This is a genomic window from Abyssibacter profundi (genome assembly GCF_003151135.1).
In the GTDB taxonomy this organism is placed as follows: Bacteria; Pseudomonadota; Gammaproteobacteria; order Nevskiales; family OUC007; genus Abyssibacter; species Abyssibacter profundi.
On sequence record NZ_QEQK01000004.1, the window covers coordinates 124,590 to 148,014 of the forward strand.

The 23,425-nt window shown below is 62.2% G+C and carries 23 protein-coding genes; 5 read left to right on the forward strand and 18 right to left on the reverse strand.

Annotated features, from left to right (window positions below):
• Positions 1-12 precede the first annotated feature (12 nt).
• The 5 genes from DEH80_RS05205 to DEH80_RS05225 all read right to left on the reverse strand — a co-directional run bounded on the left by DEH80_RS05205 (position 13) and on the right by DEH80_RS05225 (position 7,637).
• Positions 13-348, reverse strand: a complete 336-nt coding sequence (locus DEH80_RS05205) for a hypothetical protein (protein ID WP_109719417.1) — start codon at positions 346-348, stop codon at positions 13-15.
• Positions 345-962: a tetratricopeptide repeat protein gene (locus DEH80_RS05210; protein WP_165831304.1), complete on the reverse strand. Its 618-nt coding sequence runs from the start codon at positions 960-962 to the stop codon at positions 345-347. The genes DEH80_RS05205 and DEH80_RS05210 overlap by 4 nt, the downstream gene beginning before the upstream one ends.
• Positions 934-3,786: a tetratricopeptide repeat protein gene (locus DEH80_RS05215; RefSeq protein WP_109719419.1), complete on the reverse strand. Its 2,853-nt coding sequence runs from the start codon at positions 3,784-3,786 to the stop codon at positions 934-936. Before DEH80_RS05215 ends, DEH80_RS05210 begins: the two co-directional genes overlap by 29 nt.
• Positions 3,787-3,790: 4 nt before the next feature.
• Entirely contained in the window at positions 3,791-6,106 is a 2,316-nt protein-coding gene (locus tag DEH80_RS05220) for a YfgM family protein (RefSeq protein ID WP_133249121.1), read from the reverse strand.
• A gap of 130 nt (positions 6,107-6,236) precedes the next feature.
• Positions 6,237-7,637: a lytic transglycosylase gene (locus DEH80_RS05225; protein ID WP_109719421.1), complete on the reverse strand. Its 1,401-nt coding sequence runs from the start codon at positions 7,635-7,637 to the stop codon at positions 6,237-6,239.
• A 96-nt stretch (positions 7,638-7,733) separates the two neighbouring features.
• On the opposite strand from DEH80_RS05225, the gene DEH80_RS05230 reads away from it, so the two are divergent.
• Genes DEH80_RS05230 through dnaQ form a run of 3 tightly spaced genes read left to right on the forward strand, consistent with a single transcriptional unit; the run spans position 7,734 to position 9,663 of the window.
• A complete protein-coding gene (locus DEH80_RS05230) occupies positions 7,734-8,492 on the forward strand; it encodes a methyltransferase domain-containing protein (RefSeq protein ID WP_165831305.1) in 759 nt (252 codons plus the stop codon).
• A gap of 20 nt (positions 8,493-8,512) precedes the next feature.
• Positions 8,513-8,965: a ribonuclease HI gene (gene rnhA, locus DEH80_RS05235; RefSeq protein WP_109719423.1), complete on the forward strand. Its 453-nt coding sequence runs from the start codon at positions 8,513-8,515 to the stop codon at positions 8,963-8,965.
• The gene (gene dnaQ / locus DEH80_RS05240) at positions 8,962-9,663 is read left to right on the forward strand and encodes a DNA polymerase III subunit epsilon (RefSeq protein WP_109719424.1); all 702 of its coding nucleotides are present in this window, start codon (positions 8,962-8,964) and stop codon (positions 9,661-9,663) included. Before rnhA ends, dnaQ begins: the two co-directional genes overlap by 4 nt.
• A 29-nt stretch (positions 9,664-9,692) precedes the next feature.
• Here dnaQ and DEH80_RS05245 read toward each other — a convergent pair whose 3' ends face one another.
• The 12 genes from DEH80_RS05245 to DEH80_RS05300 all read right to left on the reverse strand — a co-directional run bounded on the left by DEH80_RS05245 (position 9,693) and on the right by DEH80_RS05300 (position 19,028).
• Complete coding sequence (locus DEH80_RS05245) at positions 9,693-11,390, reverse strand: Na(+)/H(+) antiporter subunit D (RefSeq protein WP_109719425.1); 1,698 nt, start codon at positions 11,388-11,390, stop codon at positions 9,693-9,695.
• Positions 11,380-11,673, reverse strand: coding sequence for a hypothetical protein (locus tag DEH80_RS05250; RefSeq protein ID WP_109719426.1), 294 nt, complete (start codon positions 11,671-11,673; stop codon positions 11,380-11,382). Before DEH80_RS05250 ends, DEH80_RS05245 begins: the two co-directional genes overlap by 11 nt.
• A complete protein-coding gene (locus tag DEH80_RS05255) occupies positions 11,670-13,127 on the reverse strand; it encodes a proton-conducting transporter transmembrane domain-containing protein (RefSeq protein ID WP_109719427.1) in 1,458 nt (485 codons plus the stop codon). The genes DEH80_RS05250 and DEH80_RS05255 overlap by 4 nt, the downstream gene beginning before the upstream one ends.
• Positions 13,127-14,647 carry a monovalent cation/H+ antiporter subunit D family protein gene (locus DEH80_RS05260; protein WP_109719428.1) on the reverse strand — a complete coding sequence of 507 codons (1,521 nt, stop codon included), beginning with the start codon at positions 14,645-14,647 and terminating at the stop codon, positions 13,127-13,129. The genes DEH80_RS05255 and DEH80_RS05260 overlap by 1 nt, the downstream gene beginning before the upstream one ends.
• Entirely contained in the window at positions 14,644-15,003 is a 360-nt protein-coding gene (locus DEH80_RS05265; RefSeq protein WP_109719429.1) for a cation:proton antiporter subunit C, read from the reverse strand. The genes DEH80_RS05260 and DEH80_RS05265 overlap by 4 nt, the downstream gene beginning before the upstream one ends.
• The gene (locus DEH80_RS05270; protein ID WP_109719430.1) at positions 15,000-15,431 is read right to left on the reverse strand and encodes a Na(+)/H(+) antiporter subunit B; all 432 of its coding nucleotides are present in this window, start codon (positions 15,429-15,431) and stop codon (positions 15,000-15,002) included. Before DEH80_RS05270 ends, DEH80_RS05265 begins: the two co-directional genes overlap by 4 nt.
• Entirely contained in the window at positions 15,431-15,997 is a 567-nt protein-coding gene (locus DEH80_RS05275; protein WP_243412754.1) for a DUF4040 domain-containing protein, read from the reverse strand. The genes DEH80_RS05270 and DEH80_RS05275 overlap by 1 nt, the downstream gene beginning before the upstream one ends.
• On the reverse strand, positions 15,994-16,314 hold the full coding sequence (mnhG, locus tag DEH80_RS05280) for a monovalent cation/H(+) antiporter subunit G (RefSeq protein WP_109719431.1): 321 nt from the start codon (positions 16,312-16,314) through the stop codon (positions 15,994-15,996). The genes DEH80_RS05275 and mnhG overlap by 4 nt, the downstream gene beginning before the upstream one ends.
• The gene (locus DEH80_RS05285) at positions 16,311-16,601 is read right to left on the reverse strand and encodes an MrpF/PhaF family protein (RefSeq protein WP_207774480.1); all 291 of its coding nucleotides are present in this window, start codon (positions 16,599-16,601) and stop codon (positions 16,311-16,313) included. The genes mnhG and DEH80_RS05285 overlap by 4 nt, the downstream gene beginning before the upstream one ends.
• Positions 16,598-17,194, reverse strand: coding sequence for a Na+/H+ antiporter subunit E (locus DEH80_RS05290; RefSeq protein ID WP_133249122.1), 597 nt, complete (start codon positions 17,192-17,194; stop codon positions 16,598-16,600). The genes DEH80_RS05285 and DEH80_RS05290 overlap by 4 nt, the downstream gene beginning before the upstream one ends.
• A complete protein-coding gene (locus tag DEH80_RS05295; RefSeq protein ID WP_109719434.1) occupies positions 17,122-18,060 on the reverse strand; it encodes an ArsR/SmtB family transcription factor in 939 nt (312 codons plus the stop codon). Before DEH80_RS05295 ends, DEH80_RS05290 begins: the two co-directional genes overlap by 73 nt.
• A 62-nt stretch (positions 18,061-18,122) precedes the next feature.
• On the reverse strand, positions 18,123-19,028 hold the full coding sequence (locus DEH80_RS05300; RefSeq protein WP_109719435.1) for a phasin family protein: 906 nt from the start codon (positions 19,026-19,028) through the stop codon (positions 18,123-18,125).
• Positions 19,029-19,307: 279 nt separating this feature from the next.
• Between DEH80_RS05300 and fadB the strand changes: the two genes are divergently transcribed.
• Together fadB and fadA are read left to right on the forward strand one after the other, a co-directional pair.
• Positions 19,308-21,461: a fatty acid oxidation complex subunit alpha FadB gene (gene fadB, locus DEH80_RS05305; RefSeq protein WP_109719436.1), complete on the forward strand. Its 2,154-nt coding sequence runs from the start codon at positions 19,308-19,310 to the stop codon at positions 21,459-21,461.
• An 81-nt stretch (positions 21,462-21,542) separates the two neighbouring features.
• Positions 21,543-22,703 (forward strand): acetyl-CoA C-acyltransferase FadA, encoded by a 1,161-nt coding sequence (fadA, locus tag DEH80_RS05310; protein WP_109719437.1) that lies wholly within the window; start codon positions 21,543-21,545, stop codon positions 22,701-22,703.
• 222 nt (positions 22,704-22,925) lie between these two features.
• On the opposite strand, the gene DEH80_RS05315 is transcribed toward fadA, so the two are convergent.
• Positions 22,926-23,279, reverse strand: coding sequence for an EF-hand domain-containing protein (locus DEH80_RS05315; RefSeq protein ID WP_133249123.1), 354 nt, complete (start codon positions 23,277-23,279; stop codon positions 22,926-22,928).
• Positions 23,280-23,425: the final 146 nt, after the last annotated feature.

Genomic DNA, 23,425 nt, shown 5'->3' on the forward strand with positions numbered 1-23,425 from the left:
ATTGCCTCTCGATTACTGCGTTGATGGTCCAGACGAAAATTCGGGCGGGCGCCTGGCGGTTTCCAGGGCCTGCCAGTACTGCATTTGGCGGCGAAAAGCCGGTGGATCGACAGGCACTAACGCCTCTTCCAGCAACTTGGCTGGCTTGTCGATACCTTCCTCCGGAGGAGAATTGCGCCACGGCGTGATGTAGAGGCCGATCGGCAACTCCTGCTCGCCGCGAATCGTGGCGCCTTCCAGCTCGATAGGCTCTTCGGCCGGCTGCGCTGACGCCACGCTCAATGCGAGCAGCCCTAAGACTACATGAGCCAGACCGGCACGCACGAGGTTTTGAAACAACCTGATCATCGGGTCCTCCGCTCCAGGTCGGCAATCCATAGCGCAACCTGCTCATCGGGCTCGTCGAGCATGGCCTGATAGGCCTTGTATGCGCCGATGGCCTGCTGGGGTTGGCGCAGGTACAAGTCGTAGAGAATGCCGAGATTACGTTGCGCATCCGTGAATGCCGGATCCGCCACCAGCGCCTTGCGATACGCGTCGCGCGCCGCATCGAAATGACCGGCGCGTCGCTCCAGCAGGCCCTGCAGGTTGTAGGCGGGGGCACTACGGGGGTTTCGTTCCACTGCCTGGCGCACGAGCGTCAGCGCTTCGTCGTTCTCCCCCTTGCGGGCCAGCAAACCGGCAAGGTTGGTATACGGGCCGGCAATCTGCGGATAGTTGCGAATCATATTGCGCAATGCTGATTCAGCGGCGGCCTCATTTCCCCGTTTGAGGGCATTGATCGCCGCAGCAAAATCATTAAACGCGGCATCCGGTATTTCCACCTGCGGCACGGCGGGCAGCTGGATGGCCGCTTCCGCCGGCTCAGGGCGGGGCGCAGGACCACCGGCACAACCCGCAAGCACGCCCAGCGCGACACAGGTAGCGGCGAGATTAGCGAATCGCATTGATCGGAAGCTCATAGTTTTCCTGCTTGGCGTAGCGGGCCGGCACAATTTCGGCCAGCGCTTCGATACTCCGCTGAATCCAGACGTTGTAGACGCCCTGGTCCATGCGAGCGACATTGGTCTCGAAGACGTCGATAGCCTGTTCTTCGATCGGGAAAGCCTGTTCCTCTAGCAGCAGCTCGTACTGCTCCAGTTCCAGGGCCGAGAGCCCGGCCGGGCGCTGTGACGCCATCAGGTCACGGCTCAGCGTCAGGTAGATCGACCCGACCCGGTGCGTGGCCTCGGTGGCGATCTCCGCCACACCGGACTGCGCCGCGTCCTGATAGGCCGTCAGCGCCTTGTCCATGGCGGCACGCTTGCGTTGTAGGCTGGCCTGCAGCGGCAGCGTCAGCTTGATCGACTCGAACTCCTGCAGCGCAGATTCCGCAAGCACGAGAGACGATTGCGCCGCGAGATAACGACTGCGGTCTGTTTGCTGGCTGCCGGCGGCCGCGTTGGCCCGGACCAGCTCTCTGCGCCAGAAGTTGACCTCGCTGGGGCGATCAATCTCGTCATAGATCTCGATAAGACGCTGCCGTATCTCGATGGCCTCTTCGAAGGGGATGGCAAAGCCCGCCAGGTAACTCGAATATGCCTGGCCTGCTGCGGCGAGCGCACCGTTCTCGTCGTACAACTCGGCTGAGCGTAATGCCGCCTGCTGCCTGGCCGCTTCCGGTTCTGCGCTGTCGCCGGCGATGCGGGCAAACTCGGCTGCGGCCCGTGTCGGCTGGTCGGATGACAGATAGACGGCGGCCAGTTTGCGCGTCACGTCAGGCTGGCGTTGATCGGCCGGGAAGGTCGACCGGAAGTCCTGTAGCACCTCGATAGCGCGGTCCCATTGTTCCGACGCGATGAGCACCGCAGCGGCATCGAACTGGGCGGTTGCGCGAATGCTCGAATCGGGCATTTCCTGGCCGATGCGCAGGAACTGTGCGACCGCATCGTCAGGCCGGCCCTGATCACGTGCGACCTCGGCCTGGCGATAGATGGCAGAGGCGATCTGGTCACGTGTGGTTTGCCGGCGCTCGGTGTCGTCTGGTGGTGTCAGCTGCAGGACCTGCTTGAAGGCCGCTTCGGCATCCTGATAGCGCTGCTGATCGAATCGCGACAAGCCGAGTACCTGCCAGCTGCTGCGGCGCAGTCGGGCATCCGGACGCGGTTGGGTATCGACCACTCGCTGGGCCACCTCTGCAGCCGGCTCCAGTTCGCCCAGGTCGTAGAGGTCCTCGGCTGCGCGCGTCAGCACGCGTGGGGCTTCTGGGTGCTCGGAGAAGTTGTCTGCGAAGCGCCGGGCAGCGTCCACCGCGACGAGTATGGCCTCTGCACGTGCTTCGGTCGGCTGGGCCTCGGCCCACTTGTGATAGCTGTCGACGGCGCCATAGCCAGCGTCGGCCGCGCGAGGGTGGGGCGGGTAGTTGTAGGCAGCGTTGGTGTACTCGTCAGCGGCGGCCTGATAACGCCCGCGATCGTAGAGGGTATCGGCCAGCAGGGTGTGCATTTCCGGTGCGGCCGGGTCATCGGGGAAGATCTCGATGAAGCGGCGGTAGTAGCGACCGGCCTGCTCAAAGGCGATCTGCCGTGCCTGGTCGCTGGCGCCATCGCGCTGGGCGCGCGCATGGTAGTAGCGAGCCACGTCGTTGAGGTTTTCCTTGAGCGCCTCGACCACGAACGGGGCTTCGGCCAGGCCGCGCTGGGTCCAGTATTCCGCCTCTGGATCGTAAATCTGGACGTAGTCTTCCTTGGCGCCCATGGCGAGATCGATGAACCCGCCGACTTGGAGGGCATCGATGGATTTCAACTGAAAGGTCGGTGCATCCAGTGTGAAGGGCTCATAGTCCACATAAGCCTTGAACGCAGCGGCTGCATCCGTGTAGCGCTCCTGCTCCAGGTAGAGCTCGCCCAGGTCGGCGAACAGCAGTTCCTCGTAGCGGGTGCCCCCTTGTTCGTTGAGGAACTGTTTGAGCGAGGCGCCACCGTCACTATAGGCAAAGCTCAGGCTGACGACGCGCAGGACGTCCTGAACCAGTTCACGGCGTTTTTCGCGAACGCCGGCCACGGCCTGGCTTTCGACAATGGGCGCCTGTCCTGGGGCGAGTTCTCGCTCGAGGATGGGCATGAATGCCTCAACCGCTTCGGCGTAACGCGATTGCTTGAAGATCGACCAGCCAAGTTTGTACTGGCTTTGCTCGAAGAACTGGCCATCAGGACCGAATTCAACGACTTCTCGGTAAGCGGCCTCCGCCTGGCGGTAGCGCCGCAAGCGGAACAACAGTTCGGCCTCGCGGAATTTTCCATCGCTGGCATAGCGCGAGTCCGGAAACTCCCGAGCCAGACGAGATAAGACTTCCACGGCCCGAGCTTCCTGCCCACGGTTCTGGTAGGCACGAGCGAGCTGGTAAAGCACGCGGTCGTTGTTGGGGTCATCCGGATTGGTGGCCAGGATCTCGCGGTAAAGATTGACCGAGTCGATGCGTTCCTCGTCGCCATAAAGCTCTTGCTGGCGTTCGAACTGAGGATTGACTTCGCCCACCTGAATCTGGAGATCTGCCAGGCGTCGCATGACTTCCGTGCGGCGGGCGCCTTCCGGTGCCAGTTCCAGAATCTTCCGATAGTTTTCGATGGCCAGTTCCTGATTGGCCTCGATCTGCTCGGATTGACGAATGCTCAGCTTCGATTCGTCGGGCCGGTCCTGGCTGATGGTGCTAATGGACGGGCCTGGGTCGATCTTGGAGGCGCAGGCGCTCAGCAGAACGGTGCTGGAGCAGGCCAGTATCAGCAAACGGCTTTGACTCGCGCGCATGGGGTTAATTCTCCTGCTGGTCAAAGATGCGTGCCATCGCAAAACGCGCCTCAATCAGAAACTCCTCGGCCTGACGTCGCTGACCCTTGAGTTCGTTCAGCGCCATGGTTTCCAGCAGATCGCGCTGAGCGATTAAGGCGGTTTCGATCCGGTCGCTGAGTTCAAAGATTCTGGGACGGGCAGACTGCATTTGCTGTGCTGGAGACCGCAGATGCCGTGTTTGCGCCAAGGCGGGGGGCGGCTCGGCCAGCGCCAGATCCAGCTCAGGCGGCTGGGCATCGGCCAGTGGGGTTTCGCTGGGCGTCGATGGACGACCGATGCCTTCTTCCAGGCGCAGTTCCGGCCGCACGCCGTCGCCAAACAGGCGGGTGTGTGCCCGGGCACGGGCGACGGTCTGGTCCGGATCTGCCGGGCGAGCACCTTCGGCGAGACGGCTGCCGTACGCAGAGATCGCCCGCAGCCAACCTTCGGTACGTCGGGCCAGGAACCGCAGGTCGCGGTAGTTCTTCAGGGCTTCCTGGAACTGGGTGCTGGCGATGAGCGGGTAGAGGTAATACGTCTCCGGCGCATTGGGCAGGTCGCGGACCTCCCAGGTCCAACCCGCCTCGGAGTCCAGGTCTCTTGCGATCAGGGTTTCCACCATCCGACCGCTGTAGATGGCGTCTTCGGCCTTATCGAGACGCAGGCGCGTTTCTTCCAACAACTCGGCGGCGCGTAGGTAGTACTGCAGCGACTGCCGATGCGCGCCCAGTGATCCCAGCGCCTGGGGAACGGCAACAAAGGCTTCCTGGACGGCCGGATCCATCGGGTCTCGGGCCAGCAGTTCCGACCAGGGCACCAGCGCCCGCTCCAGACGCTTGGCGGTCTCCCGGTTACTGCGCTGTTCGTCGGTGAGGCCAATGCCCAGTTTCTCGAACAAACTGGCGTTGCCTCGACCGGGTCGCATCAACAGGGACAGCGAGGAATAGGCTGTCGGAACATCGTCTTGCCCCAGCTCGGCGGTTCCGAAGTACAACGACCAGCCGTACCCCAGCAGGCCCTTGTTCGCGTATTCGCCTTCCAGTCGGATGCGGCGGAACGCATCGCGCGCATCCTCATACTGCTCTTGCTTCAGGAGTTGATAGCCCAGCGTAAGGTTGGCCTTGTCCCGCAACGCTGCCAGTTCAAATGTGGGGATGTCGATGCGCCCGACACGTCGTAGGGCGATGATGCCCTCGTTGATGGCGCCGGTTCGCATCAGGGTGATGGCGTGGTTGTACGCCATGTAGGGCGGCAGATCGCCGAAGGATTGGGCGTCCTGAAACTCGGCCAGCGCCGACTCGAAGTCACCCAGTCGCATGAACGCGCGTGCCTTAAGGTCATGTGCCTTGCGCTCCGTGTCTTCATCCACGGGCGACACCAGGTCACGAGCCAGCGCCGTCAGCAGGGCGTTGTAGTGGCCGCGCGTGTAGGCCAGCTCGGCCAAGCGCAGCACCGCTTCGTTGCGCTGCTGGGCGGTGCCCTCACCGCCACGGACGCGCTGTAGCCGTTGCTCGGCCTCGGCGGGCAGCCCGAAATCGACCAGGGTTCGACCCTCGGCCAACAACAGATCGGGATCCTCCAGGGCGCCGACCGCATGCTGCCGCGACCAAACGCGCAATTTGGCCAGGGCCGTGAACAGCCGGTCAGTTTCCCGCAGATAGCGCGTGGCCCGCGCCTGTAGCGGGAGTGGCAGGGTCTGGTCTTCGCCTGAGTCGCTGGCCAGCACGCCCGTGGAGGCCCACTCGCGGGGTGATAGCCGTGGCTCACGCCGCCGACCCGTCCACTCCAGCACGAATTCAACGGCTTTGGGCTGACCGTTTAGGTAGACCTGATAGGAATCCGAACGCCTGACAGGCGGTGCATTCTCTGCGTCTTCGGCGTAGCGGCCCGAGACTTCGAGCGTAATCGTGTGCGTGCCACGCCCAAGATCCAGGCGGGCCATTTCGTGCGCGGCGTCGCGGGTCAACGACACCGCATCATTGAACGGGTACTCGACGACGGTGGTTTGCTCGCCATTGACCAGCAGCCGCGCGGTTTCGACCACAAAGGCTTTGAGATCAACCGACAGGTAGGCGCTGACCATGTTGCCATCGGGATACAGTACATCGCGTTCGAGCACTTCAAGGTCGACGGCGAGATCAAGGGCGTCGCGCTTGATGGCACGAACCTGATCATCGAGGCCGCGCAACTGCTGCAATTGCTGGTCAGCTGTCTCCTGGTCGATAGCTTGGACAGTGCCCAACGGGAGGGCAGACAAGCTGACCAGCGCCAGGCAGAGCAGCGTCTTGGTACGGTTCAAGAGATTCTCCAGCCGTCGTTGGAGGCGGGGCCCAGACTGTCGGAAACGCAGCGGGCGGGGCGTCGTCGGCATTCTAGCAACAAGTGTCCTTGAATTCGCGGTCGATTGAATGATGCGTGGTCAGCTGGGCTTAAACGCCCGAATGATCGGCGACATCGACGCGAATCTTCAGGCGCTGTCCCGGTTTGAGGCGGTCCGGCGAGCTGAGTTTGTTGATGGCGACGATGTCGCTAGTTCGTACACGGTAGCGCTTGGCGATGCTGCCTAGCGAGTCCCCGGAACGAACGGTGTAATAAACCGTTCGTTCGGTGCGTGATGGTGAGGTCACCACCAGCGTCTGCCCCGGACGGATCACCGTGCGACTGGACAGTCGGTTCCATCGTGTCAGGTCGGCCACGTGGATGTCGTGCTTGCGAGCGATGGACCAGAGCGAGTCGCCCGCGCGGACCTTGTAGAACCGGGCGCCACTGCTGCGCTGACCGGCTGGCAACCCGGCCACGGCCTGTTTGGCCCCGCCAGGAATCATCAAGACCTGGCCGATCCGAATGCGGTGGCCCTCTAGCGCGTTGATCGAGCGGATGACGCCAACCGTGGTGTCGAAGTCTTCGGCGAGTTCACTCAAGGTGTCGCCGGCCTGAACCCGGTGTCGGGTCCAGGTGACCCGCTGCGAAGCGGGTAGGGACTGGAGTGCGAGCGCGAAGTCACCGGCTTTATCGGCGGGCAAGAGCAGGCGATGTGGCCCGGCCGGGTCGGTGGCGAATGAGTTGAACGCCGGGTTGAGCCGTCGAATGGCCTCCAGCGACATCCCCGCCAGTTTCGCCGCCTGCGGCAGGCCAAGCTGGCCGGGCAGCGACACGGCAATCGTCTGCGGCTGTCGGCTGACCGGCGGAAGGCGGAGGTCGAACTGCTCGGGGTGCGCGAAGACCTCAGCGAGCCCCAGCACCCTGGGCACGTAGGCGCGGGTCTGGCTGGGCAGGTCCAGTGACCAAAAATCTGTGGGTCGTCCGAGTTTGCGATTGCGTGCGATGGCCCGACGTACCCGGCCTTCCCCCGCGTTGTAGGCCGCCAGAGACAACAGCCAGTCGTCGAAGAGGTCATGCAGGTAGGTCAGATAGCGAACTGCGGCCTCGGTAGACGCGATGATGTCGCGACGGCCGTCGTACCACCAGGTTCGCTGCAAACCGAAGCGATCGGCGGTTTGTGGCATGAACTGCCAAAGCCCGGCCGCCGTGCCGGAGCTAAAGGCATTGGGGTCAAACCCGCTTTCGAGAAATGGGATACAGATCAGTTCTGCCGGAAGTTCAGCGGCGCGTAGCTGCGCGGCAATCACGGCGAGATACGGTTCGGCTCTCCCGACAAGGGTGCGAATTTCATGTGGTCGCGATGCGAAATCATCCGACCAGTAGCGCACATCCTCATGGTCTTGCTGCCCGATGGCGTAATCCTCGGCCAGGCTGGTCCAAAAATCGGTCGCAAATGCAGGTGCGGCACAGCACAGCACGGCCGCGGCAAGAAGATGTCGTACTTTCACAGTGTTATGAATTCCCCGATGGCGCGTTGATTGTCGTGTACCGGGTGGTCACGCACAAGCGAGGGCCGGTTGGTTATCCTAAGACGCATGGACCCGATGCAACGGCAAGAAGTTCGACTGGACGATCTGCGACGGTGGCGCGCGACCACACGCGGACGCAGCCAGGATCTGCTGGAGCAGGCCCGGCTACAGACAGTCCTGCCGGGGTTGTTTGGTCGTTCCATCATCCAGATCGGCAGCTGGGGACAGGGCGAAACCCTGATCGAGTCGGCACCGATGCCGTTCAAGGCGGTGCTGGGCACCGCCGGCGTGCCCGGCGAGGGTGCGGTGACCCGGTCCGGCGCGTTGCCGTTGCCCAAGGGCGTAGCGGATGTGATCTTGCTGCCACACAGCCTTGAGTACGCGACCTCGCCGCATCGATTGCTGCGCGAGGCCGATCGGGTGTTGAGCTCGCGTGGGCATCTGCTGATTCTGGGATTTAACCCGTTCTCCTGGTGGGGACTTCGCCACCGGGTGGGTGCAACCCCTGCGCTCCCGTTGGATGGTCGGTTTCTTAGCCGCCATCGCGTTTGCGATTGGTTGCACCTGCTGGATTTCGATGTGCTGGATATTCATCTTTTCGGGGCCGGCTTGCCGTGGCTGCGGCCCACTGCACGAGGAGAGGGCCGGCGCCTGCGTTACTGGTTGAATCTTGCGGCTGATAGTTACCTGATCGTTGCCCGCAAGCGCAGGATTCCGATGACACCGGTGCAGCAACAATGGCGGCAGACGCGCCGTGGCGTTGCGCCTGCACTGGACGGGGTGCGGGTGAGTTTTGAAGCGGCTGCCGCGCGGCGCCGGACCGACGACGCATAAACACTGTACGAGACCAACTCATGACTCAACGCGTTCGGGCATTCACCGATGGTGGGTGCCGCGGGAACCCCGGCCCGGGTGGCTGGGGCGTGGTGCTGGAATATGGCGAACACCGGCGCGAGTTGTCCGGTCACCAAGCGGCCACCACCAATAACCAGATGGAACTCATGGCGGCCATCCAGGCGCTGGAATCGCTGTCCCGACAGTGCAGTGTCGATTTGTACACGGATTCAACCTATGTGCAGAAGGGGATGAATGAATGGCTGGCCAACTGGAAGCGGCGTGGTTGGAAGACCGCTGCCGGCAAGCCGGTCAAGAATGCCGACCTGTGGCAGCGGCTGGATGCCGCTGCGGCGCGTCATGACGTCGACTGGCATTGGGTCAAGGGACACGCCGGGCATCCTGGGAACGAAGCCGCGGACCGCCTGGCCAACGAGGCCATGGATGCCCTGGCCGCAGAGGTGAGCCGATGAGACAAATCGTGCTGGATACCGAAACCACGGGTCTCGAAACCCGTGACGACCATCGAATCATCGAAATCGGCTGTGTCGAGCTGCGCAGCCGGCGTGCCACCGGCAATAATTTCTGGCATTACTTGCAACCCGATCGACTGATTGACGAAGGGGCGATCGCGGTGCACGGCATCACCAACGAAATGCTGGCGGAAAAACCCCGCTTTGCCGATGTGGCCGAGGAGTTCGTCGAGTATCTTCGAGGTGCCGAGCTGATCATCCACAATGCCGCGTTCGATGTCGGCTTTCTTGATCACGAGTTCGCCAAGCTCGAAACGCCCCCGCCACCGCTGGCCGAGTGGTGCACCATCACCGATACCCTGACGATGGCGCGGGAGATGCACCCGGGGCAGCGCAATTCGCTGGACGCGCTGTGTAAGCGCTACGACGTGGATAACTCGGGTCGTGATTTGCACGGCGCGCTACTGGATGCGCAGCTGCTGGCCGAGGTGTACCTGGCCATGACCGGTGGTCAGCAGACCATCGAGCTGGCGGCTGAAGAAGACGATGGCCAGCCCAGGGAAGTCGTTCGGTTGTTCCAGCCGCTGACGGGCCGGCCCAGGGTGATTCGCGCCTCGGACGCCGAGCGTGCCGAGCACGCCAGCCGGGTGCAGGCCATGGTCGACAAGGGCGCGCCGGAGCGTGTGTGGCCGGACTAACCGCCCCGCGGGTGATTACAGGGCAGGGACTAACGCAGCAGGCCGAGTAGAACGACGACACCGATGGCCGTGGTGGCCCACCAGAGCATGGTGCCGGATCGCCACGCGGCCACCAGCCATCCGCCGGGACGCGCCGATGCCAGCACCCGGGCATCGACCTGGCGCCAGCCCAGTGCAAGGCCGCGCCTCGCGAGGCCTGAAAGCGTTGCGAAAAACGCCACGACGGAACCTGCGAGGGCCGGTGCCGCCCGCCGGTAGAACCAGTCGGTATCCAGGTTGATCGAGCGCAGTTCCGGCGGGTAAATCCCGGTGCGCATCATGACGGTGAAGGCCAGCGCCGAGAACATCAGCAACTGCAGCTGCGTGATCACGTGGGTCAGCGTATAGGGTGCGTAGTCCACGGCGAACGGCAGCAACGCGTAAAGCGGCGCTGGGTACACCCCGATGCCGATACACAGCGCGGCGGCTGCGCCCATCGCAACGAGCATATTGGTCGGTGCTTCGCGGCAGCGTTTGCCGCTATCGTGCGCGAAAAAGGCGAAGTACGGGATCTTGATGCCGGAATGGTGAAACACGCCGGCTGAGGCGAACAGCAGCATCACGACGACCCACCAGAGGTCTGCCTGTTTGGCCGCTGCACTGATGATCATGGATTTCGACACGAAGCCAGAGAACAGCGGAAACGCCGAAATCGATGCGGCGCCGATGATGCAAAACACCGTGGTCCACGGCATCGACTTATACAAGCCGCCCAGCTCGGACCCGTTAACGGTGCCCACACGCAGCAGCACAGCGCCCATGCTCATGAATAACAAAGCCTTGTAGAGAATGTGGCAGAACGCATGGGCCGCCGTGCCGTTTAGCGCCAGCTCCGTGCCGATCCCGATGCCAACCACCATGAACCCGAGCTGATTGTTCAGGCTGTAGGCCAGCACCCGCCGCAGATCGTTCTCGATGACGGCGTAGAAGATTGGAAAGGCTGTCATGATGGCGCCGATCCAGATCAGGTATTCGGTGCCGGCGTAGCCGCGGGCCAGGGCGTAAACCGCCAATTTGGTGGTGAACGCGGACAGCACCACCGTGCCCGTAACAGTCGCTTCAGGATAGGCATCCTGGAGCCAGTTGTGCAGCAGCGGAAAGGCGCATTTGATGCCGAATGCCAGAAAAATGAGCCAGCCGCCCGGTGCCTCCAGTCCAATATGTTCGAAGCGCAGTGAGCCCGTGGCATGTGCCTGCATGCCAGCGCCGGCCAGCAGCAGTAACCCGGAGGCCACCTGAATCAGCAGGTAGCGCATGCCCACCCGGTAGGAGCGCTCGGTGCGTCGGGCCCAGATCAGAAACACCGACGCGACTGCGGTGAGTTCCCAGTAGATAAAGAGCGTGAGCAGGTCCCCCGCGAGGCAGGCTGCGACGGCGGCACCGGCATAGACCATGCCGGCGACATGCTGCAGCGTGTCCTGCTCATGCAAGGCATAAATGGCCATGAGCAGGGCCGCGATCAGGAAGATCAGCGCAAAGACGAAGCTCAAAGCGTCGACCCGCAGCGTCTCCAGCGTGAGGCCCATCAACGAGATCTGGCCGTAGGTTCCGTGCGGCAGGTCGATCAGTACCGCCAGGGCGATGGCCGGCAGGGCCAGCAGCCAAGCATGACGTAGCCTGCCCCGCATGAGCGGAACGAGCAGGCCGCCGACCAGCAGCACCAGTCCGGGGTTGAGATCAGGCAGCATCGTCGGACTCCGGTGGCTCGTAGTAGTCCTCGCGGCGCATTAACAGCACGCGCAGGCCCTTAGCGGCCAGCACCAAGCCCACGCAGCCGATGAATCCGTACCAAGCGTGAAAACCGAACCAGCCTTCAAAGGCCGTGTAAGCGTGCTTGTGATAGAACACATCAGCAAAGAACAGCACGGCGCAGCTGACATAAACGCCGTAAACAATGGCCTTGATGCGACCCGGGTGGTCGAAGAATCCGGGGCGTTCATCCGTGATCTGCTGGTCTGCTTTGCTCGTCATTGAATCGCTTCCTGTAACAGGCGAATGACGGGCTCCGCCATGACAAATGCGGCCAGGCAGCCCAGGGCCGTGAGGCTCAGCGGAGCGACCATCGATACCGGCGCCTCTCCGGCAGTTGTCTCTGGGGCGCCGTCACCTGTTGGCAGGGGGCGCATGAAGCCACGCGCCACGATGGGCAGCAGATAGGCGATGTTCAGCAGCGAACTTATCGCCAGCGTGGCGACGATCCAGTATTGATCGGCGTCCAGCGCGCCCAGCGTCAGCCACCATTTGCTCCACGTGCCGCCCAGCGGCGGGATGCCGATAATGGACAGGCTGGCCAGACCGAATGCCGCAAAGGTCCAAGGCATGCGTCGACCCAGGCCGTCGAGCTGAGAGACCAGGGTCTTGTGATGAGCGACGTAAATCGCCCCTGCGCAGAAGAACAATGTGATCTTAGCCAGGGCATGCATCACGATATGCAGGCCGGCCCCTTGCGCGGCCAAGCTCGTGGCGATGCTGGCGCCCAGCACGATGTACGCAAGCTGGCTAATGGTTGAGTAGGCGAGCCGGGCTTTGAGGTTGTCCTGCTGCAAGGCAATGATCGAGGCCATGAGGATGGTGAACCCGGCGACCCAGGTCATGACCTCGCTGGCCTGCGTTTCCAGCAGGTTGTCCAGCCCGAAGATCATGACCGAGACCTTGAGCACCGCGAACACGCCGGCCTTGACGACCGCGACGGCATGTAGCAGAGCCGAAACCGGCGTCGGCGCCACCATGGCCGAGGGTAGCCAGCGATGAAACGGCATGAGCGCGGCCTTGCCGATTCCGAATAGGAACAGGGCATAGAGCAGGCCCAGCACCGGTGGCGAGGCTTTGCCCGTCAGAATGCCGTCCGGCTGGAAGTCCGTGGTGCCAGCAAGCGAGCCGGTCCAGACGATTGCGGGTAGCAGCAAGCCGATCGATGTCGTCAGCAGCACCCCGAGGTAAATTCGCCCGCCGCGTCGAGCCTCAGCCGTGCCCTTGTGTGTGACCAGCGGCCAAGTGCTGAGCGTGAGTACTTCGTAGAAAAGAAACAGCGTAATGAGATTCCCGGCCAATGCGATGCCCATTGCGGCAAAAATGGCCAGCGCGAAGCAGGTGAAGAAGCGCGTGTGATGCTGCTCATGTGCGCCGTTGAGATACCCCGCTGCGTACACGGAAGTGATGGGCCATAGACCGGCAGCCACCGAGGCGTATAGCAGACCCAGCGGCTCCAACCGAAACAGGATGTCGATTCCCGGCAGCACCGACCACGCAAGCCACTGCGGTCGCTCCCCGGCCAACACCGAGGGCCAGGCGCTGAAGATCACCATGGCGAGCAGCACACCGCCCAGCAGGGTGCAGGTATCGCGGAGTCGGGCGCGATGACCGGATGCAGCGACAGCCAATGTCGTGATCAGCGGAATGGCCAGTGCAGCGAAGATCGGATTCATCACTGAGCCCCCAGCAGACTGCTGCCCGCCGCGGTGGTCAGCTCGACCAGCCAGTCACTGTGCAGGCCCAGGTAGATCACCAGGATCGAGGCCGCCCCCAAGCTGATCCAGGCACCCGCCGGTAGGGGGCGGGTGCTGTGATGGGCGTCTCCGGCGGTCGCGGTCGCGGTCGCAGTCGCCTTCTGCGTCGAGGTGGGGGCCGTTCCGAACCACGCGATTTCCACGATACGCCAGCAGTAGATGACGGCGAGCAGAGAACTCACCAGCACCGCCACGACCGCCGGCCAGTGCGCGGTTTCGATCAGGGCTTCGAGCAGAACCCATTTGCTGATAAAGCCCGCGGTCCCCGGCACGCCAATCAGGCCCAGAGCACCGATGACAAAGGCGGCAAACAATAGGGGCGCCCGCGATGGCATGCCGGCAAAACTGCTGATTCCGGCATGGCCATGACGCCAGATCAGAACCGCGGCGACGATAAACAGGCCACACTTGATCACACCGTGGTTCACCATATGCGTGAGTGCGGCGGACGCGCCGGCGGCCGTCCCCAGGCTGATTCCCAGGACAATGTAGCCAATCTGCGCGAGGCTGGACCAAGCGAGCAGTCGCTTGAAGTCCGTCTGATAAATCGCGGCGATGGACCCTGCGACCATGGCGATACAGGCCAGCCAGCCAAGCAATTCGCCAATGGGTAAGGCCGAAAACACGACCACTGGCCCGATCACCGTGGCCGCAAACCGCAGAAGAATGTACGCAGCCACCTTGGTGGAGGTGGCCGCCATGAACGCGGTGACTAACGAAGGCGCCTCGGCATAGGCGCCCGGCAGCCAGGCATGCAAGGGGAACAGGGCGATCTTGATCGCCAGGCCGATGACAATGAATGCTGCCGCCGCAACCAGCACACGGCTCCCATAGGCCGGGACCATCCGGTCGGCCAGGTCAGCCATGTTCAGGGTGCCTGTTACGGCATAGAGCAGGCCGACGCCCGTCAGAAAGAATGTTCCGCCGATTGTCCCAAGAATCAGGTAGCGAAAACTGGCCAGTAGAGCCAGGCGGGAGCGTCCCATCGCGATGAGGGCGTAACCGGACAGCGACGAAATCTCGAGAAAGACGAAGACATTGAACGCATCTCCGGTCGCGGCCATACCCAGCAGGCCAGTCAGGCAAAGCGTCAGGCAGCTGTAGAAGAGGTAGAGGCGCGGCTCGGAGATTTCATCTGCCGCAGAGCGCAGCGCCAAGGGGCTGACGAGCAGCGCAATGCCGCTGACCAGACAGAGAATCAGCGCATTGGCGTGATCGACCCGGTACTCGATTCCGAACGGAGGTTCCCAGCCACCCAGAAACGCCTGCAGCAGGCCGTGCTGGTCGACCAAGATCAGGCAAGCGACCGAAAGCGCAAAGCTACTCGCCGCCGCAGCCGTGAACAGACCCCACGCAGCCAGCGGGTGACGAAGCAACACGATGAGTGGCGCAATCAACAAGGGGATCACAACCACCAGGACGGGCAACTGGCTATTCACGAGTGGCGCGACTCCTGTTCCTGGCGAATCGCCTCATGCTCCTCGATCGTCTTAAAGGCTTCGTGGATACGCACGACCAGCGCCAGGCCGACAGCCGTGGTCGCCACACCGACGACAATGGCGGTCAGGATGAGCACATGCGGCAATGGATTGGAGTAGGCCGCCCCATCGGTCGTGAGAATCGGGGCCGTCCCCCCGTCGACTTTCCCAAGGCTGATAAACATCAGAAACACCGAGGTCTGAAAGACCATCAGACCCAGGAGTTTCTTCACCAGATTGCCGTGCGCCATGACCGTATAAAGACCGATCATCATCAGCAGCACGACCACCCAGTAATTGTAGTGGGCGAGAATCATCCGCGGCCCCGCCCAGCAAAGCTGAAGAACAGCATCAACATCACGGCAGCCACGGTCAGACCCACGCCCAGTTCGACCAGCAGAATGCCCAGATGCTGGCCATCGCTGGGGTCGGCTGGGTCGATGGCGGTGTAATCCAGGTAGGCGTAGCCCTGCAACAGACTGAAGACCCCGACCCCTGCGTAGAGCAGGACGCCCAGCGGTGCGACCCGGCGCAGCACGGCCATCGGAACCACGGCTCTAGCGGCGTCCAGTCCGAAGACCAGGGCATAGAGCACGATGCCGGCGGCAAAGATTACACCGGCCTGAAACCCGCCTCCTGGCCCGTAGTCACCGTGAAACTGAACATACAAAGCGAATAGCAGGATCAACGGGATCAAGATCTTGGAGATGACCCGCAGGACCACATGTTCATGATGCAGCGCCATTAGCGGGTGGGCTCCTTGCGCTCGCGGCTGCTACGCCCCAGCAACATCAACACGGCGATGCCGGCGGTGAACACGACGACCACTTCGCCCAGCGTGTCGAATCCGCGATAGCTGGCCAGCAGCGTCGTCACCATGTTGGGTATCCCGACCTCATCATGGGTGGTCTCGATGTAGCGCTCCGCGATGGGGTGCGTCTGAACCGGCGTGTCGGCATCGCCGAACACCGGCATGTCAGAGAATGCGTACAACAGAATTCCACCGCAGGCCACCGCCGTGAGCAGGGCCGGTAGCCGCTTCTGGTGGGGTGCCTGCTGTTCCTTTGCCCGGGTCAAGCCGAAGGTGGCCAGGAACAGCACCGTCGTCATTCCGGCACCGACAGCGGCTTCGGTAAATGCCACATCGACGGCATCGAGCAGCACAAACACGCTAGCGCATAGCAGGCTGTAGATCCCGCTAAGCATGGCCACTGCAAACAAGCCACGCAGCCGGGCAATGGCCAGGGCAGTGACCACCAGGCAGGCCAGTAAAAAGAGGTTCAGGGCGTCAAACGCCAGACTGTCGATCACTGTGACCTCCCGGGACGGCCAAGCTGAGGGCGCAGGCCGTCAGCCAGGGCCGCCTGGGCCAGCGCGTGGCTGGCCGTGGGGCTGGTCAGCACCAGAAAACCGATGATGAGTACGAGACGCACGGCCACCGTCCAGTCGGGGGATTGGAGCAGCAGGCCCAGCAATATGAATGAAGCCCCGACGGTGTCGGTCATGCCAGCAGCATGCGATCGGGTAAACAGATCGGGCATGCGGAACAGGCCGACGCCGCTGAGCACGCAGAATAGGCCACCGATGAGCAGCAGCCCCCAGGACAGGGTATCGACCAACCAGGTCATAAGTCGTCCTGCTCGGTTGTCGGCTCCACCCAGCCGAGCTCACCGTAGTGCATGAGCTTGAGCACGGCGACGGTGGCAATGAAGTTGATCAGCGCATAAACCAGCGCAATATCGAGAAACTCAGGACGGCCGAACAGAAAGCCCGCGACTGCAATAAACAGCACGGTCTTGGTGCCAAAGACGTTGAGTGCGAGTATCCGATCGTAAACCGTGGGACCCAGCAGGGCGCGGGTCAGTGCCAATGCCATGGTCACCGCCACGGCGAACATCGCAGCCGCGAACATCATCGACCCGTATCCAGTTTGCGGATGCGCTCGGCGAAGCGACCACTGCCGAGTGCTTCCAAGCTATCGGCATTTAGCGCGTGTATCTCGACGCGATCGTCGTTGACCCGAACGGCGAGGGTTCCCGGCGTCAGGGTGATCGAATTGGCCAGCAGCGTTTCACCCATGCCAGAGGTCTGCTGGTGAGGCAGCGAGCCCATGGCGGGGTTGAGGGACTTGCGGCCCTGAATAATCAGCCTGGACACCTTGAGCGAAGAGCGGATGACTTCGATGCTGAGCCAGGCCCAGTAACTCGGCAGCCGCGAGGTGAGGTGCAATGGAACCATCTCGTGATCGGCCACCGCCATGCGATGGGCGATCCATGTCACCAGCCCGACCGAGAGCACGCCGAGGCTGGTGAGCAGCACGGTGTAGTGACCTGAAAGCAGTAGCCAGAATGTCAGCAGCAGGACACCCAGACTCGCGACATAGCGCATGAAATGCTTAATCCTTTGGGCTGTGTTGCCCGTCTCCGCCGGCGCGATTACTTGCGCCGGGCCACCGCAATCACCACCTGAAAATACGGTGGCCGCTGTTCCCTTGATCCGCTTCGGCACGATACAACACGCAGCTGATGCGTCTCAAGCAAAGTACGTAAAACAAATTCGCTAAAGCCCTGATTTACATGGTCATATGCCCGCGTTGTCGCCGCATGCTCATGCTCCGCCAGCGTCGCAACCACCAGCGTCCCACCCGGTTCGAGAACCCGTGCCGCCTCGGCCAGCACCTGTTGGGGCGCAGCGGAGTACGTCAGCGCATGCATGCAGAACACGACCGAGAAGGCTGCATCCTCGAACGGCAATGCGTGCATATCGGCCTGCTCGAAGCGAACATTAGCGTGATGTGCCAGCCGTCTTCGCCCGGCTTCAACAACGTTCCGGCTCAAATCGACACAGGTCACCGTCTTCGCATGGTTGGCCAACAGTTCGGCCAGCACACCGTCGCCTGATGCGATGTCCAGCACATCACCGAGTTCCAGCAGCTCGATCAGGGCGCGCGCGGTGGCTTCCCAGGTCCGACCCGGGGAGTAGTGCAGTTCCATGCGACCGGCGACTGAATCCGCCCAGGAGAGCGTGGCATGGCGGCTCCGGATGACTTCGCGAGCCCGCTCCAGATCCGCCCCGATCTGATCATCATCCAGCCGGGTTTTGAGGGCGGCCCACAACGCACCCGGCAGGCTGTCGCCAACTTCTGGCGAAAAGGAATAAAGCGTACTGCTGCCCATGCGTGCGTCGGTCAGTAGCTTGGCCTCGCGCAGCTTGCTGACGTGAGAGGACACACGACTCTGAGCCAGGCCGGTGACCTGCGTGAGCTCGGCAACAGACAGGGCGTCACTTTCCAAAACCGCGAGCAGCCGCAACCGCGTGCCGTCTGCCAGCAGCCGGCAGGCTTGGGTCAGGGCGTCGAGAGATCCGGTTTCCATGGCGTCACATTAAAAAGGCCCGGCGAGATACCGGGCCTTGGGACCGCAAGTGCGGGCCTGGGTTAGGACTTATCCGTCGACGACTTCGCCGCGGATGTCGCCCGTTTGACCCGCGAGCTGGAACTTGCAGCGGGCTTGCGGGCGCGAGTTGCCGACGATTTCTTAGCGGTGCTCGCCGTTTTCGTCGCGGGCTTTCGTGTGGTCGATCGCTTCGCAGCCGTCGACTTCGTGGTGGTCCGCTTGGCAGCGGTGCTCTTGGCAGCGGTGCTCTTGGCAGCGGTGCTCTTGGCAGCGGTGCTCTTGGCAGCGGTGCTCTTAGCGGCAGTGCTCTTAGCGGCAGTGCTCTTAGCGGCAGTGCTCTTAGCGGCAGTGCTCTTAGCGGCAGTGCTCTTGGCCCGCGAGGTCGTGCGCTTGGTCGCCGGCTTGCGTGTTGTGGTGCTTTGACTACGTCCAGTCCCGCGCTTGCCGGTCGTGGCGGTCTTGGTTGCGGCCCCCTCGATTTGCTTGCTGGCTGCATCAACTGCGGATTCCGCAGCGGCACGGGCCGTCTGGGTGGCCTTGCGAACCTGCTTGGCGGCGGCCGTGGCCTGCTTCTTGGCCGTGCTGAGGTCCTTTTTGGCGGACGGTTTGCCCTGCAGGCCCGAGGACAACGCATCGGTGAGTGCAGTTCGCGTTTCCGTGATGATCTGAACGCTGGTCCGTGCGTTGGCGATAATTTGATCGATCGTCTGCTGAAGCAGATCGAGCTGGGCTTGTGCCGTGCTCTTGATATCGCCCTTGCGACTGCTCGCTTTGAGTCCGTCGACGACAGTCTTGTAACTCTTCTGCAACTCGTCGAGTTCGTGCTCTGCGAGTCGCTGAATGCCTTCGTAGACAATTTTGTTTGCGCTGATCACCGTCTCGATGGCGATCCCGCGTACGTCTTCCATCTGGGTCTTCAACTTGGCGAGCTTCTTCTTGGCGGCCATGGTGTCCCCGATCCTTTCGGTGGCAGATGTCGTGCTTGGAGTGTAGGAGCGGTGAAAATCCCTGTCAAAATCGGCAATTAAGGCCCGATGACCCCCGAAACGGCTCCGGGTTGTGCCCCATCCGGAATTCCTGCTTGTTCCGGATGTCGGACGCCTGCACAGGCTTGGTTTACGCCCCTAGAGTGCGTCGATATAGTGGCGCGTCCCTCAATCTTTCTAACGCATGCGTCTCCGGTGGGATGCGTGCATGCCATTTCTACACATCTATAGGACAAGCCTATGATTTTCGAAGGAAAGTCGATCCAGTGCCACGCGCTCGGAGACGGCATGATCGAACTGCGTTTCGACCGGCAGGGCGATGCGATCAATAAGTTCGACGCCGCGACCGTCAAGGAACTGGGTGAGGCCACGCAGGCCATTGCCAGTCACGATGGTGCCAAGGGTGTCATCGTCACCAGCGGTAAGGATGGATTCATCGTCGGTGCCGATATCACCGAGTTCGGCGCTGCATTCTCACAGTCCGATGAACAGCTCATCCAGTGGTCGGCGGATTCCAATGCGGTGTTCTCCGCGTTCGAGGATTTGGAGATGCCCACGGTCACGGCCATTAATGGCATGGCGCTGGGCGGCGGTTTCGAGATGGCGCTGTCTTCCGACTATCGCGTCATGTCGTCCAAAGCGGCGGTGGGATTGCCCGAAGTCAAGCTGGGCATCTTCCCCGGCTTTGGTGGCACGGTGCGTCTGCCGCGCCTCATTGGCGCCGACAACGCCATTGAGATGATCGCTGGCGGCAGCAACGTCAAAGCCAAGGCCGCCCTGGCGAATGGTTCGGTGGACGCTGTCGTCGAGCCCGACCAACTGCTGGAAGCAGCCAAATCACTGCTGTCGCTTTGCATTGCTGGTGACATGGACTGGCAGGCACGTCGCGCACAGAAGACCGGGCCGCTGAAGCTGGGGCCGGTCGACTCCATGATGGTCTTTGAAACCGCCAAGGGTTTTGTGGCCGGCAAGGCAGGCAAGCACTATCCGGCGCCGATCGAAGCGATCAACTGCATTCAGAAGGCCGCCGGCAAGGGCCGCGATGATGCGCTGAAGATCGAGCACAAGGGCTTTGTAAAGGTGGCCAAGACCACCCAGGCGCAGGCCCTGATCGGCATTTTCATGAATGATCAGCTGATCAAGAAGAAATCCAAGGGCTGGATCAAGCAGTCCAAGGAGATCAAGCAGGGTGCTGTGTTGGGTGCCGGCATCATGGGTGGTGGCATCGCCTACCAGGCTGCCTCCACCGGCACGCCGATGATCATGAAGGACATCAACAAGGCGGCGCTGGATCTGGGCTTGAATGAGGCCTCTAAGCTGCTTAACAAGCAGGTCTCACGCGGCAAAATGGATGCCGCCAAAATGGCATCGGTGCTTAACAACATCCGCGACACGCTGAACTATGGCGACTTCGGTGAAGTCGACATCATTGTCGAGGCCGTGGTCGAACGTGCCGACATCAAGAAGATGGTCTACGCCGATGTTGAAAAGTACGCCCGCGAAGACGTGATCATTGCGTCGAACACCTCGTCCATCTCCATCGACGAACTGGCATCCGACCTCAAGCGACCCGAGAACTTCCTCGGCATGCATTTCTTCAACCCGGTGCATCGCATGCCGTTGGTTGAGGTGATCCGTGGCTCCAAGACCTCTGATGAAGCGATTGCGGCTACGGTGGCCCTGGCCAGCCGGATGAAGAAAACGCCCATCGTGGTGAACAACTGCCCGGGCTTCCTGGTGAACCGTATTCTGTTCCCGTACTTCTTCGGTTTTGAAGGTCTTATCGCCGAAGGGGCCGACTTCCAGCGCATCGACAAGCTGATGGAAGGCTTTGGCTGGCCGATGGGTCCGTCCTACCTCAACGATGTGGTTGGCATGGACACCAGTCAGCATGTCGGCCATGTGCTGGCCGCTGGCTATCCGGATCGCATGAGCCCGGCAGAAGGGCAGAAATCGTCGCTGGACCTGATGGTCGAGGCCGGTCGCCTCGGGCAGAAGTCGGGTTCGGGCTATTACAAGTACGAGCAGGACCGTAAGGGCAAGCCGAAGAAGGTCAAGGATCCGGAGGCGTACGAGATCATCAAGGGCGCCGTCAAGGAAACCCGAGAGCACTCCGATGAGGAGATCATCGAGCGTCATATGCTGCCGATGATCATCGAAACGGCGCGCTGCCTGGAGCAGGGCATTGTGGATACGGCCGCTGAGGCCGACATGGGCCTGATCATGGGCATCGGTTTCCCGCCGTTCCGGGGTGGCGCGCTGAAGTACGCCGACACCCTCGGCCTGGACCATGTGGTCAAGGCCTGCGAGAAGTACGCCTACCTCGGCAAGCTTTACGAGCCGACCGAACGCATGAAGGAAATGGCCGCCAAGGGCGAGAGCTACTACGGCTAATCGGTCAGGCCGGGCCCGTCTTCTGAGCACGGGCCCGGCTCCCCGATCAACGCATCAAGCACATAGATTTGGAGAAACATCATGACCGAAGTCGTCATTGTTGATGCCGTGCGGACCGCCATGGGCCGGTCCAAGAACGGCCAGTTCCGCAACGTGCGGGCAGAAGAACTCTCGGCCGAGCTGATCAAGGCCATTCTGAAACGTAACGAGGCGCTCAAGCCTGCAGAAATCGATGATGTGGTGTGGGGCTGTGTCCAGCAGACGCTGGAGCAGGGCTTCAACATCGCCCGCAATGCATCGCTGCTCGCCGGCTTGCCGCATACCGTGCCGGGCCAGACGGTGAACCGCCTGTGCGGCTCGTCCATGTCTGCGATTCACATTGCCGCGAGCAACGTGTTGGCCGGTCAGGGCGACGTCTACCTCTGCGGGGGTGTTGAGCACATGGGGCATGTGCCGATGAACCACGGCGTGGATTTCAGTCCGGCCATCTCGCTGCAGACCGCAAAGGCTGCCGGGATGATGGGTCTGACCGCGGAACTGCTTGGCAAGCTGAACGGGATCTCGCGAGAGGATCAGGACCGTTTTGCGCTGACCTCACACCAGCGTGCCGTTGCAGCTCAGGCGTCCGGCGTGAATGCCGATCAGGTGGTGCCGATTCGCGCGCATGATCCGGACGGCAAGTTGTTCATGACGACCAACGACGAGGTGGCCCGCGCGGATGCCAGCCTGGAAGGCTTGGGTGGTTTGCGTCCGGCCTTCGACCCGCGTGGCACGGTCACGGCCGGTAACAGCTCGGCGCTGTCCGACGGCGCGTCCTGCGTGCTGGTCATGTCCGCTGAGAAGGCCAAGGCGCTGGGCTTACAGCCCATGGTCAAGATCCGTGGCATGGGCTGGGCCGGTTGCGATCCGTCCATTATGGGTCGCGGGCCGGTGCCGGCGACGCAGCAGGCGCTGAAGAAGGCCGGTGTCGAGTTGTCGGATATCGACTACTTCGAGCTGAACGAGGCCTTTGCTGCTCAGTCACTGGCTGTGTTGAATGAGCTGAAGCTCCTGGACAAGCAGGATGTGATCAACGTGCGTGGTGGTGCAATTGCATTGGGGCATCCGCTGGGCTGCTCGGGCGCGCGGATCACCGGCAACCTCGCACACATCATGCGTGAAAAGGACGCCGAGCTGGGTGTCGCGACGATGTGCATTGGGTTGGGCCAGGGTGTGGCCACGATTCTGGAGCGTGTCCACTAGACACGCGTTGTGCAGAATCGCTAGACCGGAAAGCCCGCCTCGTGCGGGCTTTCCTCTGTCTGGGTAACCGAAATTTGTGGTTTCGGATGAGCCTGCCGGTCGATTCACCACCAGCCGGTACAGTGGCGGGCGACCGGAGCGTTGCCGACCATCGCGCATAAAAAAACCGCCGCGGTCGGCGGCGGTGAATTCCCTTGGGGGGCTCGGGGAGGGAGCTGCTTGCTATTCGGCGTACACGTCTTCCAGCATGCCGGGTAGACGGTGGAACTCGACGATGCTGACGCGCTGGTCTCGGTCCTGATCGAGCACGCCAAAATGCAGATGCACGGTTCGGCTGGCTGCGGTCTCATCGCCCGTCAAATAGCCATCTCGGTTGGCGTCCAGGGTTTCGAAGGCCCTGCGCGGATTGTGCTGAAGATTGGCGATATGCAGCGGGGACTGCATCCGGTCCCCGGCGCTGTTATTCGCCAGCAAACTCGTGGACAGGGCTCCAGCAAACGCCAGCATTGGCAGCATCAATGCGGTACCAAGCAGGGTTCTCGACAGGTAGCGCTGAGTCGTTGATGGCTTGTCCATGTCCCGGTTTCCTTGTTAACGGCCGATACGGGATCGGCACGACATCAAATAAGAGGCCATCCATGGCCTATAGCTGCATCCGGCTTGAAGAGCGTGACGCCTCGACAAAGCCGTGGGGGTGGCGCGACCGTGGTCGTGACACCCGG

Coding starts and splice junctions, on each gene's coding strand:
- DEH80_RS05205 (WP_109719417.1), bottom strand. CDS start 348: ATGATCAGGTTGTTTCAAAACCTCGTGCGTGCCGGTCTGGCTCATGTA.
- DEH80_RS05210 (WP_165831304.1), bottom strand. CDS start 962: ATGAGCTTCCGATCAATGCGATTCGCTAATCTCGCCGCTACCTGTGTC.
- DEH80_RS05215 (WP_109719419.1), bottom strand. CDS start 3,786: ATGCGCGCGAGTCAAAGCCGTTTGCTGATACTGGCCTGCTCCAGCACC.
- DEH80_RS05230 (WP_165831305.1), top strand. CDS start 7,734: ATGCAACGGCAAGAAGTTCGACTGGACGATCTGCGACGGTGGCGCGCG.
- rnhA (WP_109719423.1), top strand. CDS start 8,513: ATGACTCAACGCGTTCGGGCATTCACCGATGGTGGGTGCCGCGGGAAC.
- dnaQ (WP_109719424.1), top strand. CDS start 8,962: ATGAGACAAATCGTGCTGGATACCGAAACCACGGGTCTCGAAACCCGT.
- DEH80_RS05245 (WP_109719425.1), bottom strand. CDS start 11,390: ATGCTGCCTGATCTCAACCCCGGACTGGTGCTGCTGGTCGGCGGCCTG.
- DEH80_RS05250 (WP_109719426.1), bottom strand. CDS start 11,673: ATGACGAGCAAAGCAGACCAGCAGATCACGGATGAACGCCCCGGATTC.
- DEH80_RS05255 (WP_109719427.1), bottom strand. CDS start 13,127: ATGAATCCGATCTTCGCTGCACTGGCCATTCCGCTGATCACGACATTG.
- DEH80_RS05265 (WP_109719429.1), bottom strand. CDS start 15,003: ATGATTCTCGCCCACTACAATTACTGGGTGGTCGTGCTGCTGATGATG.
- DEH80_RS05270 (WP_109719430.1), bottom strand. CDS start 15,431: ATGGCGCTGCATCATGAACATGTGGTCCTGCGGGTCATCTCCAAGATC.
- mnhG (WP_109719431.1), bottom strand. CDS start 16,314: ATGACCTGGTTGGTCGATACCCTGTCCTGGGGGCTGCTGCTCATCGGT.
- DEH80_RS05285 (WP_207774480.1), bottom strand. CDS start 16,601: ATGATGTTCGCGGCTGCGATGTTCGCCGTGGCGGTGACCATGGCATTG.
- DEH80_RS05295 (WP_109719434.1), bottom strand. CDS start 18,060: ATGGAAACCGGATCTCTCGACGCCCTGACCCAAGCCTGCCGGCTGCTG.
- DEH80_RS05300 (WP_109719435.1), bottom strand. CDS start 19,028: ATGGCCGCCAAGAAGAAGCTCGCCAAGTTGAAGACCCAGATGGAAGAC.
- fadB (WP_109719436.1), top strand. CDS start 19,308: ATGATTTTCGAAGGAAAGTCGATCCAGTGCCACGCGCTCGGAGACGGC.
- fadA (WP_109719437.1), top strand. CDS start 21,543: ATGACCGAAGTCGTCATTGTTGATGCCGTGCGGACCGCCATGGGCCGG.
- DEH80_RS05315 (WP_133249123.1), bottom strand. CDS start 23,279: ATGGACAAGCCATCAACGACTCAGCGCTACCTGTCGAGAACCCTGCTT.